The sequence below is a fragment of the Haloarcula sp. CGMCC 1.2071 genome (assembly GCF_037078445.1).
Taxonomy (GTDB): domain Archaea; phylum Halobacteriota; class Halobacteria; order Halobacteriales; family Haloarculaceae; genus Haloarcula; species Haloarcula amylolytica.
In genome coordinates this window covers 32,582-50,905 of record NZ_JAYMGY010000007.1, presented here as the reverse complement: position 1 = coordinate 50,905, position 18,324 = coordinate 32,582, and the positions used below count along the sequence as shown (strand labels likewise).

Genomic DNA, 18,324 nt, shown 5'->3' with positions numbered 1-18,324 from the left:
TTTTTTTCGCTCGCCGCCCTTCGCCCTGCAATGACTGTCCGCGAGGTGGCACTCGAAGCCTACCGGGAGTCGCTCCCGGTACTGGCGCTCAGTGCGGTCGGCGGCCTCTTCGCGGGCGTCGTCCTCGGCGGCATGGACGCGGAGTTACAGGACGTCGCCGGGCTACTCGTGCTCGTGCCGGCGCTGCTTGCCACTCGGGGGAACGTCTACGGCTCGCTCGGCGCACGCCTGGGGTCGGCGCTCCACCAGGGGCTTATCGACCCGACGTTTTCTTTCGACGACGACCGCATCAACGCCGCCGTCGCGGCGGCACTGGCAAACGGCGTGCTCATCAGCGGCGTCGCCGCGGTGATGGCCGTCGCCCTGCTCGCCCTGGTCGGGCGACCGTCGGCCCCGCTCACAACCCTCGTCGCCATCGCGCTCATCGCGGGCTTCATCTCCGGACTGCTGTTGACCATCGCCGTCGTCTCGGTCGTGTTCGTCGGCTACCGCCGCGGGCTCAATCCGGATACGCTGGCCGGCCCGGTCGTGACGACGACGGGCGACGTGGTGGGCATCGCGACGCTGCTGGGCGCGACCCGCCTCGTCCTCGCACTGGGGGGTGGCTGAGTGGCGGAGTTTGCCTCCCAGTGGTCGGTTTCGGGTATCGTCCGGACGATGTTCCCCATCCTGGTCGTGCTCACCGCTATCGAACTCGGGAGCGGCCTCGTACTCGATACCTTCGAGGGAACACTGCTGCAGTACCCGTCGCTGCTCGTACTCGTTCCGGTGACCATCGGGATGGCGGGCAACCTCGGCAGCATCCTCGCGGCGCGGTTCTCGACGGCGTTTCACCTCGGTCTTTTGTCATTCGCGGCGACCGATGACCGGCTTGCCGGCAACGCGATCGCCACCGTTGCCCTCGCGGTGACGCTGTTCCCGCTCGTCGGTGCCGGTGCGTGGCTCCTCCAGGCCGTCATCGGCGGCACTGCGCTCCCGCTCCGGACGGTCGTTCTGGTCGCGCTCGTCAGCGGGAGCCTGCTGGCGGTGCTGGCCATCGTCGTGACGACGGTGACGACCTACGCCGCCTACCGGTTCGAACTGGACCCCGACGACGTCGTCATCCCCGTCGTCACGAACGTCTGTGACGTGCTGGGCGTGGTGGTCCTGTTCGGCGCTATCCGCGTGTTCGTGTGATTGGGTGAAACGCAGCGTATCCTGCCGCTTGCTACCCCCGTTGCGGTTATCATGAACGGTCAACACAGGGCGTCTCTTCAGCACATTTCGATATTCAGTCAGCGGAGAGTATCAGGTGACCAGTACCGAGAACGGAGTCATTTGTCGGTCTCTTTCCACTCGTCCGGATCCCCTTCACGAAATTCGCCCTTCGCCTGGCGCTCTCGGGGCCAGAAAGCAACACTCAGCAGTGCAACGTAGAATACGCCGACAACTGCCACCACCGCAATGCCGGGAATCCGACCGATTGAAGCGGTGGTCAGCCAGTCCTGGCGCGGCGCGAACGCCGAAATCCTGAAGACCCACGCAACGAGTAATACGCCGAGCAAAGCGAGATACACGCGCTTGATCCGGTTTTCGAGGGCTTCGGCAAACGAGACCTTGAGCGTCGGTTTTCGATAGTCTCTGCTCAGTTCTACCCGCCAGTCGTGGCTTTCGACGCCCTCGGACGGATCGAGGGCGTTCGCAAACAGGTTCTCCTGGAGGAGCCGAACGCGCGAGCGAAAGAGGTCGTAATCTCGGTAGCGCCGCGCTTCTATACCCAGAAAGATGGTGACGACGACGATTCCGACAAGCAAGATGAAGTGCGGGTTGTCGCCACTCGAAAACGCCCACGTCAGGATCGCCGCCAGCACGGTGACTGCCCACGTCGTCGTCTGGTCGAGGCGCTGTCGCCACGTCCCCACTCTGTCTATCTCTCCGCGGTAGGCGTGAGCCATCACTGAACCGAGCCCCGTACTGTCGTCGACCATTTCACGACCTATCTCCCGCCGGTCTGGCGTGGTGGGGTCTAACTCGTCGCTCTCCGAATCGGTCATATCAGAGAGACACCGCCTCGTTCCATAAGCGGCGACGGTGACGGTACGAGAGCTGCAACTAATTCACACCTATCCAGTGTATAATGGTATTTATATCCAGTTTACCGAACTCCATCGGACGATTGCTCGTTCGACGCGATTCTGTCGCTACCGATGGGCCTTTGCCAGGCAGACCCCTACGCTAGGGCGTGCAGTCGCTCGTTGCCGCCGTGTTCGGGCACCCGGCCGTCTCGATTCTCGGAGAGGTCGCTGTCCGGGTCCTCCGCATCACGCTTTTCCTCTCCTTTGGCGTGTTCCTCGCGGAACTGGCGGTCGCGTTCGGACTGGTCGAGAAAATCGCCGTTGTCTCGCGCTATCTCACGTCGCCGGCGAACCTCCCGGACGAGGTTGGCACCGCTATCCTGACGACGACGGCGTCGACAACCGCCGGCTACGGGATGCTCGCCGACTTCCGCGAGTCCGGCGTGCTGTCCGACCGCGCGACGATAATTGCCGTCACCATCAACACGTTCTTCGGCTTCGCCCAGCACATCATCACGTTCTACGCCCCGATACTCATCCCGATCCTGGGCTTTCGGGTGGGGGTGCTGTACGTCGCCACGCGGGGGCTCATCGCGCTGGCGATTACGCTGACCGGCATCGCCGCCGGTGCGGTCCTGCTGGACACGTCCAACGTCGGTCGGTCGACCGCAAATACGGACCCGGCCCCTGACGGCGGGACGGCCGACGACGCGGGCGACGTGTTCGACGAGCGTCCGGAGAGCCGCCGGGCAGCGGTCAGGACGGCGTTCGACGCGACGGCCGAGAAGGTCCGGGACATCCTGCCCCGACTGGCGGCCATCTACGCCGTCGTCTCGCTGCTCGTCGCCTACGGTGACGAGATACTGGCGCTGGCCGGCAGCGACGGGGCCTCCGTCACCGCCGCTGCCGACGGGTTCGCGGGACTGCTGGGGCTGCCCGGCGCGGCCATCCCCGTCATCGCCGCCTACGCGCTCGACACGACCTCGGGGGCGACGGTCATCTCGCCGCTCATCAGAAACGGGACCTTCACCGCCCGGACCGCCGTGGCGACGATGCTCGTCGGCGGCATCATCTCCTTTGCCGTCTCGACGTTCAAGCGCTCGATTCCCTTCCAGTTCGGCATCTGGGGCCGGGAGTTCGGCACGAAGGTCATCGTCGTCAACACGGGGCTGAAAATCGTCTGGATCGCGCTGGCACTGGTCGTCCTGCTGTAGTGCGAAACCGGTGGTCCGCCGTCAGTCGAACGTGTAGGCCATCATCACCTCGTCGACCTGCTCGCCGTCGATGCTGTAGTGGTTCCGGCGGATACCCTCGGTGTTCCAGCCGTGGTCTTCGAGGAACACCATCGCGTTCTCCGTGATCGCCGGCACGCTGTTGTACAGCTTCCGGTAGCCGTTGGCCTTCGCCCAGTCCAGCCCGCGTTGCATGAGCTGGCTGCCGATGCCCTGGCCACGCTGCTCCTCCCTGACGCCGACGGTGAGCTGGGCCGTCTCGCGGAGCTTGTCCAGCTGTGGGAGGTCGAGGTGGCACCAGCCGATGACCTCCCCGTCGACCGTGGCGACGAAGAACACTCTCGACTCGACCGTGTTGTGTCGCGTGACGGCATCCTCGTACAGCAACTGCTCGGCGACGCTCTCGGCGACGACGTACGTGCCGTCGCTGGACACGTCCCGAATAGTTTGAACGAGCCCCTCGAAGTCGTCGTTGTGGGCCGGCCGAATCGTGTACGTCAGCCCGTCTGTGGTGTGTTGCTCGACTGAGCCGACATCGAGCGCCAGCGTCAGGGTCCCGCCGTCGTCCTCGATGTAGCCCTTCGACAGAAGATGTGTCAGCGCCTCTTCGAACGCCTCCGGCGAGAGGTCTACCATCTCACGGACTCTGTGCCGTGCCGCCGTCCCGTGTCGCTCGACGTGCTGATACACCTCCATCGCGGCGCTCGTCTCGAAAGTCGGCCGTTCGACAGCGTCCATATCGAGTACATCTACTAGCAGATTATTAACAATTGTTATTCGGTAACACGAAACATGAAACGTGGTGGGAGTTCTGTCCGAGCAGTCCCGGTCGACTGTGACGAGATGCGTCCGACTGTCGATTTAGACTGTGTCCGGAATCGGGTCGGAGATGACGACGGCGTCGCCTTCGATGACGCAGTTCCCCTCGGAATCGTCGACAGCCGTGGCCAGGCGGAACCGGTTGTCCTTGATGCGTTCGACGACCTCACAGCGGGCCGTGACCTCCTCGCCGATGTCGACGGGTCCCTGGTAGCTCAGCTCCTGGGAGAGGTATATCGTCAGCCCGGGGAGCCGGGCCAGGGCTGCGCTGATGATTCCCGAAACGAGCGTTCCGTGGGCGATCCGGCGACCGAACCGCGTCCCTTCGGCGAAGTCCGCGTCGAGGTGGAGTCTGTTCGTGTCGCCGCTCGCCTCGGCGAAGGCCTCCACATCGGCCTCGGATATCGTCTTGCTGAACCGGACGTGGTCACCGACGTCGATACCGTCGGCGGTCCCGTAGCTCTCGAACGTCCAGTCCTCGCTCTCGTACAGCGTGTCCGGTCGGGTGAACCGCTTTTGCTGTGGCGGCTCGCCGGTCGGTCCCTTCATGCGTGAGAGGTGCGGAATGTAGTCCGAGAGGTCGGTCGTCGTGACGATGCCGACGAGAGTCCCGTCCTCGACGACGGGCAGTTTCTTGATGTTGTTCGTCCGCAGCCGATCCACGGCCGTTTCGATGTCCGCGTCGGGCGTGATCGTCACCAGCGTCTCGGCCATTACGTCACCGACCGACAGCGCTCTGGTATCCCCCTCGGCTGCGGTGACGGCGACGATATCGCTCTCCGTGATGATGCCGACGCAGCCGCCGTCGTCCTCGACGACGAGCGAGCCGATATCCTCGTCGCGGAGGCGCTTCGCCGCCTCGATGACCGGCGCGTCGGGGCTGATGGTTTCGACCGGCGTCCGCATGATATCTCTAACTGGTAGCGGGACGAGCATCCTACCGGAACCCAGACATGGCAGACGTATAACAGTCCGCCCGACGACACCGGCACCCTTGTGTCGCCGGCCACCGATATCTCGACAATGCGTCGGCTCGCGTTCGGTCTCGTCGTCGTCCTCGTGGTCGCTGCCGGCTGCAGCGGCTTCACTACTTCTCCGTCTCAGCCCGCGGGGACCGCCGTTGACAGCCAGTCAGCAGTCGACGTTCCGGAGCCCGCTGTCACCGTGACCGTCACAGCTGTCGTCGACGGCGATACGATACAGGTCGCCTACGAGAACGGGACTGGTGACACGGTCCGACTGGTCGGTGTCGACACGCCCGAAGTCCACACCGAGAACGACCCCGCGGAGTTCGAGGGCGTCCCCGAGACCGACGCCGGTGCGTCCTGCCTCCGCAGGGCCGGCACGAACGCGTCGTCGCTCGCCAAGCAACAACTGCTGGGCGAGACAGTCGGGCTCGCGTTCGACCAGAATCTGGACCGCCGCGGCTACTACGACCGACTGCTGGCCTACGTCGTCCTCGACGGGACGCTGTTCAACTACCGACTCGTCGAGACTGGTCATGCGAGGGTATACGACAGTGAATTCTCCCGCACCGACCGATTCTACGCGGCCGAGGACGTTGCCCGCTCCGATCGGCGCGGGCTCTGGCGCTGTACGGACCCGGACGCAGTGACCCACACGGCTATCGCCGACGGCGGGACCGAGAGTGCCAGCGGCGTCGAGATCGCGGAAATCCACCCCGATGCGACGGGCAACGACAACGAGAACCTGAACGACGAGTACGTCACGCTCACGAACACCGGCGACGCGGCGCTCGACCTCTCAGGCTGGACAGTCAGCGACGAAGCCGGCCATCAGTACACGTTCGCGGACCTGACCCTCGACCCGAACGCATCGGTGACCCTGTACTCCGGTAGCGGAACCGACACCGACACGGAGCGGTACTGGGGCCGGAGCGGGGCGGTCTGGAACAACGACGGCGACACTGTCATCGTCCGGAACGCCAGCGGCGAGACGGTCCTGCGGCAGTCGTACTGACGCCGCTACGCAGGGATAGCAGTATAAACCGTTCCAGTACTAACCGCTGGCATGGCCATCCGGCGGCTGACGCCCACCCCACGGGCGGTCGACTGGGGGCTGTTCGCGGCGGTGGCGGCGCTGCTTGCCACCGGTGTCGCCACTATCTTCGCAGGCATCCCCAGCAGCGCGTGGATTATCGACCTCCACGCGCTCTCCGGCGTGGTTCTGACGCTCCTGTTGCCGGTGAAGCTCCGCCGTGTCGCCCATCGCGTCGCTCCGTCACGGCTGACCGGTGCCCGCGTCCTTTCGGTCGTTCTGGCCGCGGTCGCACTGGGCGCGCTCGGCACCGGTGTCTGGTGGATATTCGGCGGCACGCTCGACCTCGGGCCGTGGGGGCTGTTTCACCTGCACGTCGCGCTCGGCCTGCTGGTCCCGCCACTGCTACTGGTGCATCTCCGTGCTCGGTTCTACTCTCCAAGACAGGCCATCCGGGGCGGCCGCCGGGACGTCCTCCGGTACGCCGGGCTGGTGACTGCCGGCGCGCTCCTCTGGCGAGTTCAGGGGCCAGTCAACGACGCGCTCGACTCGGCCGGCGCGGACCGCCGGTACACCGGTTCGCGGGAGGAAGGGACCGACGATGGCAACCGGTTTCCCGTCACCAGTTGGGTCGCCGACGACCCGGACCCGGTCGACGCGGCCGACTGGTCGCTGTCGGTTGCCGGCCGAGTCGCTCAGGAGACCAGCTACGCTGCCGGCGAACTCTCGCCGGACGCGACCGAATCGGCGATACTTGACTGTACGAGCGGCTGGTACTCCGGCCACGAGTGGCAGGGCGTTCGGGTCGGTGACCTGCTCGACGCCGCCGACCCCGACGACGCGGCGGCGTGGGTCCAGTTCCGCTCGGTGACCGGCTACCGGTGGAGCCTCCCGCTGTCGGAGGCCCGCGATGCCGTGCTGGCTACCCACGTCGACGGCGAGCGCCTGGCCCACGGGCACGGCTACCCGCTCCGACTCGTCGCACCGGGCCGCCGTGGCTTCCAGTGGGTGAAGTGGGTCGAGTCGGTTCGGGTCAGCAAGCGCCGCGAACTCGGTGAGTGGCTCGCGATATTCGTGAGCGGGCTCTGAGTTTGCTCGTGTGCTCCAGCAACAGAGCAGTCGCCGTTCTCTCGGGGTAATCCCGCGTGGAAAGAGGGGATTACCCGCAGTATCTGCTCACTTCGGACGGGTACACCCCGACGCACTGTCTCTCTACGCTGACTCGGCGCTCAGCACAGTACGACAGGCCCAGCGGTCGAAAGAGCAGCTTACCACTGTAGTTGTCATTGAAGCTATCACTAACGAAGTGCTGTGGAGCAGTAGCGGGGGCTATGAACTGGCGGCAGCCCGCCCGACTCACCGGCCCGTCGAACACCGCCGTCGCCCTGTGGGCGGTTGCCGTCGCCTTCTTCGGCGTCGGTGACCTCGTCACGACGCTTGTCGGCTACAGCATCACCGGCGTGACGGAACTCAGCCCGGTCGTCAGGCTACTGCTGGAACGGCATGCACTGCTGGTGTTGACTGGCCTGAAAGCCTTCGTATTCGTTGGCTTTTTCGTCATCTGGAAGTACGTCTCCTGGCCGTACTCCATCGGTGTCCCGCTCGGACTGGCGCTGCTGGGCGTCGCGGTGACGGCGTGGAACACCGGCATCATCCTCACCGCCCTTCTGGCCTGAAACCGCCGGCTGACCGCCTCTGATACCCACGGCGTTCTGTGCCGGCAGTTGTATGTGCTACACCAGCGCGTCGATAGAATCCCAGAGGTCCGGCCCGCCGTCGTCGCCCGACTCGTAGTGAATCGGTACGAAACCGGCGTTGCGGGCGCCCTCAACGTCGGTTTCGTACTCGTTACCGACCATCACATACTCGTCGGCCGGTAGTTCCTCCCGGACCCGGTCGAACGGCGCGCTGTCCGGTTTGTGTGCGCCGACCTCGTAGGAGGCGACGAAGCGGTCGAACAGGTCGGTCAGCCCGTGGTGGTCGAGCTTGCCGACCTGCCGCTCCCGGACGCCGTTGGTGACGATCGCGAGTTGGTTGTCGGCAGCGAGTGCGGTCAGGCTATCCCGGGCCGCGTCGGGTACGGTCGTCGACGCGTACTCGGTCTCTCTGAGTGTCTCGACCACCGCATCGAGGTCGGCGTCCGCTCCGGCCGCCTCGACGACGGCGGCCATAGATTGACGGTACGGCTCCGGTTCCAGTGCCTCGAAGGCCGTATAAAACGCGTCTTTGCTAACCGCCCGGAGTTCGTCCGTGTACTCGATACCGTGGGCCTCGACCGTCCGGCGGATGATGTTCTTGTACGGCTCCGGGTAGTGGACGACCGTGTCGTCGAGGTCGAAACAGATGGTCGTCGTCATGTCTCCTCGTCGTAGACCGGCTGGCCGTCCTCGGTCGGCGGCGCGACGTAGTCGATGTACTCCTCGGCCGTCGGTTCGTGGACGGTCACGTTCACATGGATATCGCCCAGTTCCGAGGGGTCACCGACCGCGAAGTTGATACGCCCCTCGAACGCCGCTTGCTTCTTCACGTCGAACGCGAAGGTGTCCTCCTCCAGATTATCGAAGAAGACCGACCGGGCTGTATCCAGGATTTCCCGTCGGTGGAGCAGCTCGGAGAACCCGTCCATCGTGTGGACTTCGGCGACGAGTGTACCCTGCTGGTGAGTCGGGTCGGCCTCAGGGAAGAGGTTCCGGACCGCGTCAGCGACCCGGTCGGTCACTTCAGTGTCGTTGACGGGGGCCTCGATTCGGATGTCGACGGAGTAGACGGCGCTCATTGGTCGAGTGCCTCCGGTCCGTCCCGAATCAGTGTGCGGACGGTCCGCTGGAACGCGGCCAGCGTCTCCGTGTTCTCGATGGTCAGGTCGGCCATCTCCATGGCCTCGCCCATCCCGAAGCCGAGTTCGCGAGCGTCGCGGTCTTCAAGCGATTCGCCGCCGTCCTCCGCCGAGGTGTCCCGCCCACGGAGGTCGAGGCGGTCGGCCCGCAGTTCGAACGGGGCGTCTATCTCGACGAGCAGGAACCCGTCGCCGAACGCCGACTCGAACGCCTCGACTTCCACATCCGACCGGATACCGTCGACGAGAACGGTGTCGTTCGATTCGAGTTCCGCCTCGATCATCGGTAGCGAGCGCTCGGCGATGGCGGCGGGACCGTTCTCCGCCCGGAGCGCCTTTGCAACCGTCCCGTGGTCCGATGCGGGGTCGAGCCCGCGGTCACGGCACTCCTCGCGGATGACGTCGCCCATCGTCACGACCGGCACGCCCATCTCGGCGGCGACGTTCGCTGCCTCGCTTTTCCCGCTGCCCGGCAGCCCGACGATACCGATAACTGTCATTGCCGGGCGTAATCGAGCAGCGGGCAAAAGCCCTCTCGTTCGGATCGGTCCTCACCGCTCGCGGACGACGACGAACTCCGCGAGGTCCCGCAGGTACTCCATCGACTGGGATTCCGGGGCGTCGATAGTCGACAGCGACTCCAGCGCGGCGTCGGACTCGGCCCGCGCTCGTTCGTTTGCCTCCTCGGTCGTCAGTTCCGTCACTTCCACCAGCGACGGCCGCTCCATCTCCGCGTCGGTCCCGGCCGGCTTGCCCAGCGTTTCGGCGTCGGCCGTCGCATCGAGTACGTCGTCACGCATCTGGAAGGCGACGCCGACCCGTTCGGCGTACTGGCCGACCGCCTCGACCGTGTACGGGTCCGAGTCGGCGGCGATAGCGCCAAGTTCCGCCCCAGCGCGGAACAGCGCCCCGGTCTTTCGGCGGGCCAGTTCCATGTACTCCTTCTCGTTAGAGGGCTCCGCGACCAGTTCCATCGCCTCGCCTTCGCCCAGTTCGACCATCGACTCGGAGACGGTCTGCATGGCGCGCTCGTCCGTCGAGAAAAGATTGAATGCCTCACCGAGCAGGCCGTCGGAGGCGATGATGGCCGGGCCGTGGCCGAAGGCTTCCCAGGCAGCCGGGGACCCCCGCCGGAGTTCTGACTCGTCGATGATGTCGTCGATGACCAGTGAGGCGTTGTGGACGAGTTCGATGCCGACCGCGAAATCGACGGCATCGGCCGGCTCCCCACCCAGCGCCTCACACACCAGCACTGTCACCGTCGGCCGCACCCGCTTCCCCCCGGAAAGCGCCACATGACGCACTTCGTCTGCGAGTTCGTCCGGCTCCACGCTGTCGAGGACAGCCTCCAACCGCTCCTCGACCCGGTCCCGCCGGCGCTCGAGATACTCCATTACCGCTCCCTTAGGACTACCATAAAAAGTACCTTGTCACCCGCGATTCAGTGTGTGGTGGCTACTTGAACTGTTCGATGAGTGCCGGGACGACCTCGAACAGGTCATCCTGAATGCCGTAGTCGGCGATATCGAAGATCGGCGCGTTCGGGTCGGTGTTGATGGCGACAATCGTGTCCGAGCCCTTCATCCCGGCGACGTGCTGGACGGCCCCGGAGATGCCGATAGCGATGTACACGTCCGGGGTGACGACTTTCCCGCTCTGGCCGACCTGACGGTCCTTCGCCAGCCAGCCGTTGTCGATGAGCGGCCGCGAACCCGACACCGTCGCGTCCAGCGCCTCGGCGAGGTCGTGGATGATATCCAGGTTCTCCTCTTCTTCGATACCGCGGCCGACGGACACCAGCACGTCCGCGTCCGTGATGTCGATGTCACCACCGCCGACCTCCTCGAAGCCTTTCACGGTAGACCTGACGGCGCTCTCGTCGATGGTCGCGTCGAACGCTTCGATGGCAGCATCCCCGTCCGCTTCGATGGTCGGCCACTCGGCCGGACGGATGGTCACGGCCGCCTGGTCGGCGTGGACGTCGATTGTCGTTTCGGCTTTCGAGCCGTACAGTTCTCGGGTTGCAGTGAGGCCGTCCTCGGCGTCGATATCGACCACGTCGGTCACGAGCGGCCGGTCCAGCCGGTTAGCGACCGCTGGCGCGTAATCGAGGCCGTTGACGCTGTTTGGCATCAGGAGGACGGTCGGGTCCAGCTCCGTGGCCAGCTGGGTGACGACCTGCGTGTACACGTCGTGGTTGAACTCCTCGCCGATATCGACGGTGTGGACGGTGTCGACGCCCTCGCGGTTCAGCTCCGCCCCGAACGCCTCGACGTCACCGCCGATGACGGCGGTGTGTAGCTCGCCGCCGAGTTCGTCGGCGAGATCGCGACCGGCTGCTAACTGTTCCAGGCTCACTGGGCGGAGCTCCCCGCGCCGGTGTTCGGCGATAGCGAGAACTGACATTAGCTGGTCACCCCCTTCTCCGCGAGCAGTTCAGCCAACTCGGTCGCCGTTTCCTCGGGACTCCCCTCGAACACCGTCGCCTCGCCCTCGGTTTCAGGCTCGTACAGCGAAGTCTGTTCCAGCGGGCTCTCGATCCCGGCCGCGTCGAGGCCGATGTCCGCCAGGCTGTACTCCGCGAGCTCCTTGCTCTGGGCCTGCCGGATGCCCCGAAGGCTCGCGTAGCGTGGGTCGTTGATCCCGGTCTGTATCGTCAGGACGGCCGGAATCTCGATGTCGGTGAGTTCCTCGACGCCGCCTTCCAGTTCTCGGTGGACGCTGGCGACACCTGCCTCCAGATCGAGGTCGAGATCGTTGACGACAGCGCCCCACTCCATGTCGAGTTTGTCGGCCAGCGTGACGCCGGTCGCCCCGAACCCGTCGTCGGCGGACTGGACACCGGTCAGCACCAGATCGGGGTCTTCCTCGGCAGCGACGGCGGCCAGCACTTGGGCCTTCGTTTCGGGGTCCAGCAGGCCGGCGTCATCGAGTGCGTCGTCCCAGACACGGATCGCTCGGTCGGCCCCTTTCGCCAGCGCTTGCCGGATCGTTTCGTCCGTCTCGGACGGGCCGATAGTGGCGGTGACGACCTCGACGTCGTCGTGGGCCTCCTTTATCTGGACGGCCGCTTCGACAGCGTACTCGTCCCACTCGTTGAGGTCGGCTGTGACGTACCGGTCGTCGATAGCGAGTCCGTCGATCTCGAACTCGTCGTCGACGGCTGCCACCTCCTTCACCGTGACAAGGATTTTCATGCTGAGACGTCCGACCGGACAGCGAATAAACGTTTTCGAACCAGAAACCACGCCCGGCTCGTTTACAGTCAAATAGTCCGGACAGTTACTCGTCGAAGTCGGTGATCTCTTCGTCCGGGAACGAAATGAGGTTCTCCCGACCGATACGGAGTTTGTCGATGCGGCCCTCCTCGTCCATCGCTGAGAGCAACTGCGACACCTTCGCGTTCGACCACCCGGTCTCGGAGACGATGCGAGCCTGCTTCATCCGTCCGCCGTTTTCTTCCAGGAGCCGTTCGACGCGTTCCTCGTCGCTCAGCAGTTCGACGTCGACGTCGTCCGAGGCTGCGGTGTCGCTCACCGGGGCTGCCGTCCCGGCACTGTCGTCTCCGTCGTCGTCGGTCCCGGCAGCAACCGATGGCAGCGCGTCAGTGTATCCGGTCTTGAACATGTAACCGACGGCCCCGACGAGCAGCACCATCAGCACGACCCCGCCGATCCAGGTCGAGTCGACGCCGCCGAACATCGATCCAGGGGTTTCTGCCGGCGTCTGGGTAGTCGGTTGTTCGCCAGTGTAAACGACGGACAGGTACCCCGGCTCGAACGTCCGTCGCCCCTCGAAAATCAGCTTTCCGTCGTCGACGGCGCTCGGGGCGCTCTCCACCCCGTACTCAGGCGGTGGCGAGATAACGAGTCGCTGGTCCGCAGTTAGCGTCCCGAACCACGTACCGTCCGTTGAATTGAACGCGTCCCCGACGACGATGTTCTCGCCGGTGACGACTGCGAAGTTCGTCCACGTAAACTCGAGGATCAGTTGCCCCTTGCGGTCTGACACCTCGTACCGACGGTCGACGTCGGTAATCTCCATCTCGCGGCCGGTGACGGCACTGGCCTCGTCGCTCGCCTCCCGGAACGACGGCAGCCACACTGCCTCGGTGTCCTCGCTGGCGAACTGCTCACCGGTGTTTCTAAACGACTCAGTTTCGGATTCGTCGAGCGCGTAGGTGTCTGTTATCGTCCACTTGGCATCGCCGTTCGATTGGATCTGGAGAGCGAACGTCGTGTTCTCCGCGACCGGTGCCGGCGTCCCGGTCGTCTGCTGGGCGGGGACGGTATCTGTTGCCGCCGCTGTCGCAAGCGGCGGGGTCGCCAACAGGGCAAACAGGACAAGGAGGAGGAGGGCACCTGATACCCGCGGGGTCATTCTCGTTCACCGATGAACGTTCTGGGGGCAAAACCCTTTCCATCCGAGAATAAAACGTCAGCGGGCGCTTTGAAAGGTCTCGTGGCTTCTCAGGTCATTATTGATACATGGAGAATGGGGAGATTTTTGTACGGTGGGCGAGTATGCGATGCTGAATGCGTCCCCTCCCCGCAGTCGGTGTGATCCTCCTCATGGTCGTCTCCGTGGCTGCCCCAGTGACTGGGTTCGCCTCGCCGGCCCAGACCGCTGACGGCAGCGATCAGTTGCCACAGGTCACGGTTGTCGACAACACGACGAACCATCTCACTATCCCGGCCAGCGACGTCAGGTCGACGACGTACAACCAATCGTCGATCGATGTCGGCGTCGCGGTTGCAGCCGGATCCAGTGACCTGCGGAGCGACTACGCGACGACGACGTTCGAACGGAAGTTCTTCCAGCAGGACAGCGAGGCCGCCCGCGACCGCCTCGTCGACGAGACATTGACCAATATCGAAAGCAAGCGAACGAGTCTGGAACAACGGAATCAGATCGCAATCCAGCAGTACGCAAGCGGTGCGATAACCGCTAGGGAGTTCCTGCGACAGCGGGCGCTGCTCGACGCAGAGTCACGTCAACTGGCAACCCGACTCGACCGGATTCGGGCGACCGCTGGTACCGCACCGGACTACTCACTGTCACCGAACCAGCGCTTCCGGCTGGAAAACAACAGGGGCGTGCTCAAGACGTCCCGTGGCCCGATTAGTCAGCGTATCAGCGCTGAAACCGCCGGTAATACCGAGCCGAACACGGTATACGTCGAGGTTTCGTCCGAGGGGTACATGCTGTCGACGGTCGTAGACGGTCGGTACACGCGTGAGACGTATCTCGGACAGGACCGCGAACAGACGGCAATCGACCAGTTCGCCCGGACCAACGACTCCCTCCGTGCGGTCAACACGCGGGCGGAGACTCTCTACCCGTGGCTCTACAGCGAACAGTACCCGTCCGTCCAGACGTACGGCCGGAGTGCCATCTACCAGATTCAGGCCGATCACTCGAACGGACAGCTAACGGCCTATCTCGACGGCGGCACGACGAATGTCTTCTACGAAACCCAGCACCTCGAACTGACGACAGTCGACCGGTCGGAAGTAGCGACGAACGTGAACCAGTCAGTTCGCGTCCGAGTCGAGCAGTCCTTCGAGTCCGGACCGCTGCTCGTCACGGTCAGCGACAACAGTACGGGATCCACGGCGGATGCGACTGTCAGGATAAACGGTAAACGGATCGGGACGACCGGTACAGACGGCTCTCTCTGGACTGTCGAACCCCGCGGAGAGTACACGGTTACCGTCACCACACAGGACGGCGACCGTGTACAGGTTCCCGTCAGTGGATCGGCGTAGCACGGAAGAAAGCGGCTCTATGGTCGCTGTTACTCTGGTACTTCTGCAATCGTCGTAATCGCTCGGGGACTACCTGGTCGGGACTGCCGGACCACCTTTTTCGGGTTCGGGTGACCTTCGGTCACCGCTCACCGCAAAAACGTGGGCGAAAAAGCGGCCACTCGCTTCGCTCGTGGCCGAAGGGCTTACTCTGGTACTTCTGCAATCGTCGTAATCGCTCGGGGACTACCTGGTCGGGACTGCTGGATGTGGTGTTCGAACTCCTCGAACCCGGCCTCAGTGAACATCCGGTCGGCTTCCTCTTCGTCGTAAAACAGCATGATGGCGTCGGCCATCTTCTGGAAGACAGTCGAGTTCGGGTAGTCGGGGCCGACGATGAGGACCTTGCCACCGGGTTTGGTCAGTCGGCGACACTCCGCCAGCGCGTCGACGGGGTTGGGCCAGTACTCGATGGACCCCGAGGACCACACCGCGTCGAAACTGTCGTCCTTGAACGGGAGTCGCTCGGCGTCACCGAGATGGTAGCGTACGTCGCCGAACTTGCCGAACTTCTCGAAAGCTTTCGAGAGCTGGTGGGGGCTCTGGTCGAGCCCGTACACCGTATCGACGTGTTCGAGCAGCCCTTCGGTGGCGAAGCCGGTGCCACAGCCGACATCGAGGACCTTGTCGTCGGGCGAAAGATCGAGCATCGCGATCGCCTCGTCGCGCATCCGTTCGTCCCAGATGAAGGGGTTGATCTGGTCGTACACCTTCGAGAGATACTTGTAGAACGTCCGCGCGCGGGCCTTGTTCTCGAGGACTCCCATTACTGCCGGCTTAGGACTTGGCGGTCATAATTCCCCGGATTTTGGCCGCTCTATCACACGGGGAAACTTCGCAACTACCAAATAGCCGCTCTGGCAACGCTCACATGATTAGAGAATGCCACGGCCAGAAGTTCTTGACAGGATACAGGAGGCCGAGCAGGAGGCCGACGAGATCGTCGCAGAGGCCGAACAAGACCGCGAAGACCGCATCGCGGAGGCTCGCGAGGAGGCCGAGGAGATCCGCGAATCCGCGCGAGAAGAGGCCGAGACGGCCGCCGAGGACCGTCTCGAAGCGGCTCGCGAAGAGATCGAGGCCGAGCGCGAGCAGATCATCGAAGACGGCGAGAGCGCTCGCGACGACCTCGAACAGCAGGCCAGTGAACAGATCGACGAGGTAGTCGAATACGTCACAGACCTGTTCGAGGAGGCGGTGCATGCTCAGACCTGAGAAGATGTGCCGCGTCTCGGTGACGGGGTCGAAACGCGCGATGGAGCAAACTATCGAGGCCGTCCACGACCTCGATATGCTCCATGTCACCGAGTACGACGGCTCCTGGGACGGATTCGAACCCGGGAACTCGCTCGACGGAACCAACGAGGTCGCCGATAAACTCGTCACGGTCCGCTCGCTGCAGTCCATTCTCGGTGTCAGCGATGAGGACGCCGGTCCGACGCGGGTCGTCACAGACGACGCGATCGAGGACCAACTCGAAACAGTCCGAACCGAGGTCAACGAACTCGACGACCGGCGCGACGAGGTCCGTGACGAACTCCGGGCCGTCGAGGACCGTATCAACACGATGGCGCCGTTCGTCACGCTCGGCATCGACCTCGACCTGCTCCGTGGCTACGACTCGCTGTCCGTCGTCGTCGGCGAGGGCGACAGCGACGAGATCGAGGCTGTCCTCGCAGATAGCGACGTTGAGACGTTCGAGCTGTTCACCGAGGACGGCGTCGTCGCCGTGTTCGCACAGGCCGACGGAGACGCCCTGCAAGACGCGCTCGTCGGGGCGACGTTCTCCCGACTCGAAATCCCAGAGGGCGACGGCGACCCGACGGCGTATCTCGAAGAGCTGGAACACGAGAAACAACAGCTCGAATCGAAGCTCTCGACCGTCGAGGACGAACTCAACGAACTCCGTCTCGACCACGCCGGGTTCCTGCTCGCGGCCGAGGAGAAACTGGCTATCGAGGCCCAGAAGGGCGAAGCGCCGCTCACCTTCGCGACGACGGAAAACGCTTTCATCGCCGAGGGCTGGATTCCCAACGAGCGCTACGAGGAGTTCGAGCGCGCCCTTTCGAGTGTCGTCGGCGATGCCGTCGACATCGACAGGATCGAAATCGCCGAGTACGACAGTGAGGGGCACGCAGAGTCCCACGAAGAAGTCGAGCGGGAAGGCGGCAACAGCGGCGAACCCGTTGGAAGCTCCGTCGATGCTCCCGAACCGGAGAGCGAGCGCCAACCGCAGGAGACCGTCGCCGACGGCGGCGTCATCACGATGGGTGACGACGCGCCGCCAGTCATTCAGGACAACCCGAAAGGCGTCAAGCCGTTCGAGGACCTCGTCGAGGTCGTCAACCGGCCGAAGTACGGCGAGTTCGACCCGACGGTCGCCTTCTTCCTGACGTTCCCGGCCTTCTTCGGGTTCATGATCGGTGACCTCGGCTACGGGCTGCTGTATATGGCGCTGGGGTACGGGCTGTACTCGAAAGTCGACAGCGACGTGATCAAAAGCCTCGGCGGCGTTGCGATGTGGGCCGGTGGGTTCACGGCGCTGTTCGGCGTGCTGTACGGCGAAGTCTTCGGACTGCACCAACTCGGGGAAGTCGTCTGGGGCGGTCATCCGCCGATGCACAAGGGGCTCCAGCCGGCTTACTCCGACTACGCGCTGGCCTGGCTGACGATAAGCCTGCTCGCCGGAACGGCTCACCTCGCCGCGGGCTGGATATTCGACTTCGTCGAGAACCTGAGCCACAGCCTCTGGGACGCAATCACCGAGAGCGGGTCCTGGCTGCTGATGATGTTCGGTCTGTGGGCGTGGGTGTTCTCCGGTGCGAACGGCGCAGCGCCCGACTTCCTCTACACCGCTGAGGCGGGCGTCTTTGCCGGGAACCCGTACGCGTGGGGCTTCACGGGACTGCCGGCCATCAACCTCTTCACGATTCCGGGACTCGGTGCGCCGTTCTCGGCGTGGCTCGTCCTCTTCTTCGCCGGCCTCGTGTTGCTGGCACTCGCCGACCCCATTGAGGTCGTCGAGTTCCTCAACGTGATGGTGAACGTCCTGTCGTACACGCGACTGGCCGCCGTGCTGCTGGCCAAGGCCGGGATGGCCTTCGTGGTCAACCTGCTGTTCTTCGGGGCTTACGTCGACAGCGAGGGCGGTTGGCACTTCGGTATCGGTGGTATGCCGACGATACCCGAAGGCACGGAATCGGTGATGTACCACGGGTACGAGGTCACTAGCGTGACGTTCCCCGGCCTCATCCACTCCGGCATCGCCGCTGCGCTGGTCGGCGTCCTCATCCTGGTCATCGGCCATCTGCTCGTGCTGGTGCTGGGTATCACCAGTGCCGGCCTCCAGGCCGTTCGTCTCGAGTACGTGGAGTTCTTCGGGAAGTTCTTCGAGGGCGGTGGGAAGCGGTACAACCCGTTCGGCTACGAGCGCAACTACACGACTGAGGACTGAGCGCGCGCTTCCCTTCTCTACGGGCTAATGCTGGTTGTTTACTGCCGGTTCTCCCTACTCCACAGCGGATATCGACTGCTACACGCTCACAACCGGCTACAGCTGAGACGCTAAACCGCCCGAA

The 18,324-nt window shown here is 64.2% G+C and carries 20 protein-coding genes; 9 read left to right on the top strand and 11 right to left on the bottom strand.

Going from position 1 to position 18,324, the window contains the following annotated elements; translation table 11 throughout:
• Positions 1 to 30: 30 nt before the first annotated feature.
• Both VI234_RS13635 and VI234_RS13630 read left to right on the top strand, forming a co-directional pair.
• Positions 31 to 609, top strand: coding sequence for a magnesium transporter (locus VI234_RS13635; protein ID WP_336330321.1), 579 nt, complete (start codon positions 31 to 33; stop codon positions 607 to 609).
• Entirely contained in the window at positions 610 to 1,176 is a 567-nt protein-coding gene (locus VI234_RS13630) for a magnesium transporter (protein WP_336330320.1), read from the top strand.
• Positions 1,177 to 1,313: 137 nt separating this feature from the next.
• Here VI234_RS13630 and VI234_RS13625 read toward each other — a convergent pair whose 3' ends face one another.
• The gene (locus tag VI234_RS13625; RefSeq protein ID WP_336330319.1) at positions 1,314 to 2,033 is read right to left on the bottom strand and encodes a DUF2270 domain-containing protein; all 720 of its coding nucleotides are present in this window, start codon (positions 2,031 to 2,033) and stop codon (positions 1,314 to 1,316) included.
• Between the two features lie 188 nt (positions 2,034 to 2,221).
• Between VI234_RS13625 and VI234_RS13620 the strand changes: the two genes are divergently transcribed.
• Positions 2,222 to 3,268, top strand: a complete 1,047-nt coding sequence (locus tag VI234_RS13620) for a nucleoside recognition protein (RefSeq protein WP_336330318.1) — start codon at positions 2,222 to 2,224, stop codon at positions 3,266 to 3,268.
• A 21-nt stretch (positions 3,269 to 3,289) separates the two neighbouring features.
• Here VI234_RS13620 and VI234_RS13615 read toward each other — a convergent pair whose 3' ends face one another.
• Both VI234_RS13615 and VI234_RS13610 read right to left on the bottom strand, forming a co-directional pair.
• Positions 3,290 to 4,024 (bottom strand): GNAT family N-acetyltransferase, encoded by a 735-nt coding sequence (locus VI234_RS13615; protein ID WP_336330317.1) that lies wholly within the window; start codon positions 4,022 to 4,024, stop codon positions 3,290 to 3,292.
• A 123-nt stretch (positions 4,025 to 4,147) separates the two neighbouring features.
• Positions 4,148 to 5,041 carry a CBS domain-containing protein gene (locus VI234_RS13610; protein ID WP_336330316.1) on the bottom strand — a complete coding sequence of 298 codons (894 nt, stop codon included), beginning with the start codon at positions 5,039 to 5,041 and terminating at the stop codon, positions 4,148 to 4,150.
• Between the two features lie 87 nt (positions 5,042 to 5,128).
• On the opposite strand from VI234_RS13610, the gene VI234_RS13605 reads away from it, so the two are divergent.
• From VI234_RS13605 to VI234_RS13595, 3 genes are all read left to right on the top strand, one after another.
• Positions 5,129 to 6,085, top strand: a complete 957-nt coding sequence (locus VI234_RS13605) for a lamin tail domain-containing protein (RefSeq protein ID WP_049942987.1) — start codon at positions 5,129 to 5,131, stop codon at positions 6,083 to 6,085.
• 51 nt (positions 6,086 to 6,136) lie between these two features.
• Positions 6,137 to 7,192, top strand: a complete 1,056-nt coding sequence (locus VI234_RS13600) for a molybdopterin-dependent oxidoreductase (protein ID WP_336330315.1) — start codon at positions 6,137 to 6,139, stop codon at positions 7,190 to 7,192.
• 242 nt (positions 7,193 to 7,434) lie between these two features.
• Positions 7,435 to 7,779: a hypothetical protein gene (locus tag VI234_RS13595; protein WP_336330314.1), complete on the top strand. Its 345-nt coding sequence runs from the start codon at positions 7,435 to 7,437 to the stop codon at positions 7,777 to 7,779.
• Positions 7,780 to 7,836: 57 nt separating this feature from the next.
• Here the strand turns inward: VI234_RS13595 and VI234_RS13590 are convergent, their stop codons facing one another.
• The 7 genes from VI234_RS13590 to VI234_RS13560 all read right to left on the bottom strand — a co-directional run bounded on the left by VI234_RS13590 (position 7,837) and on the right by VI234_RS13560 (position 13,319).
• A complete protein-coding gene (locus tag VI234_RS13590; protein ID WP_336330313.1) occupies positions 7,837 to 8,460 on the bottom strand; it encodes an HAD family hydrolase in 624 nt (207 codons plus the stop codon).
• A complete protein-coding gene (locus tag VI234_RS13585; protein ID WP_008311126.1) occupies positions 8,457 to 8,879 on the bottom strand; it encodes an RNA-binding domain-containing protein in 423 nt (140 codons plus the stop codon). The genes VI234_RS13590 and VI234_RS13585 overlap by 4 nt, the downstream gene beginning before the upstream one ends.
• Entirely contained in the window at positions 8,876 to 9,439 is a 564-nt protein-coding gene (locus tag VI234_RS13580) for an AAA family ATPase (protein WP_008311125.1), read from the bottom strand. Before VI234_RS13580 ends, VI234_RS13585 begins: the two co-directional genes overlap by 4 nt.
• A 51-nt stretch (positions 9,440 to 9,490) precedes the next feature.
• Positions 9,491 to 10,333, bottom strand: coding sequence for a polyprenyl synthetase family protein (locus tag VI234_RS13575; protein ID WP_336330312.1), 843 nt, complete (start codon positions 10,331 to 10,333; stop codon positions 9,491 to 9,493).
• A gap of 61 nt (positions 10,334 to 10,394) precedes the next feature.
• On the bottom strand, positions 10,395 to 11,345 hold the full coding sequence (locus VI234_RS13570; protein WP_008311122.1) for an electron transfer flavoprotein subunit alpha/FixB family protein: 951 nt from the start codon (positions 11,343 to 11,345) through the stop codon (positions 10,395 to 10,397).
• Positions 11,345 to 12,136: an electron transfer flavoprotein subunit beta/FixA family protein gene (locus VI234_RS13565; protein ID WP_008311121.1), complete on the bottom strand. Its 792-nt coding sequence runs from the start codon at positions 12,134 to 12,136 to the stop codon at positions 11,345 to 11,347. Before VI234_RS13565 ends, VI234_RS13570 begins: the two co-directional genes overlap by 1 nt.
• Before the next feature lie 85 nt (positions 12,137 to 12,221).
• On the bottom strand, positions 12,222 to 13,319 hold the full coding sequence (locus VI234_RS13560) for a helix-turn-helix transcriptional regulator (RefSeq protein ID WP_336330311.1): 1,098 nt from the start codon (positions 13,317 to 13,319) through the stop codon (positions 12,222 to 12,224).
• A gap of 155 nt (positions 13,320 to 13,474) precedes the next feature.
• Between VI234_RS13560 and VI234_RS13555 the strand changes: the two genes are divergently transcribed.
• Entirely contained in the window at positions 13,475 to 14,707 is a 1,233-nt protein-coding gene (locus VI234_RS13555) for a DUF7096 domain-containing protein (protein ID WP_336330310.1), read from the top strand.
• A gap of 185 nt (positions 14,708 to 14,892) precedes the next feature.
• Here the strand turns inward: VI234_RS13555 and VI234_RS13550 are convergent, their stop codons facing one another.
• Entirely contained in the window at positions 14,893 to 15,513 is a 621-nt protein-coding gene (locus VI234_RS13550) for a methyltransferase domain-containing protein (protein WP_008311118.1), read from the bottom strand.
• 115 nt (positions 15,514 to 15,628) lie between these two features.
• On the opposite strand from VI234_RS13550, the gene ahaH reads away from it, so the two are divergent.
• A complete protein-coding gene (gene ahaH, locus VI234_RS13545) occupies positions 15,629 to 15,961 on the top strand; it encodes an ATP synthase archaeal subunit H (protein WP_008311117.1) in 333 nt (110 codons plus the stop codon).
• Positions 15,948 to 18,200 carry a V-type ATP synthase subunit I gene (locus VI234_RS13540; protein WP_336330309.1) on the top strand — a complete coding sequence of 751 codons (2,253 nt, stop codon included), beginning with the start codon at positions 15,948 to 15,950 and terminating at the stop codon, positions 18,198 to 18,200. Before ahaH ends, VI234_RS13540 begins: the two co-directional genes overlap by 14 nt.
• Positions 18,201 to 18,324 lie beyond the last annotated feature (124 nt).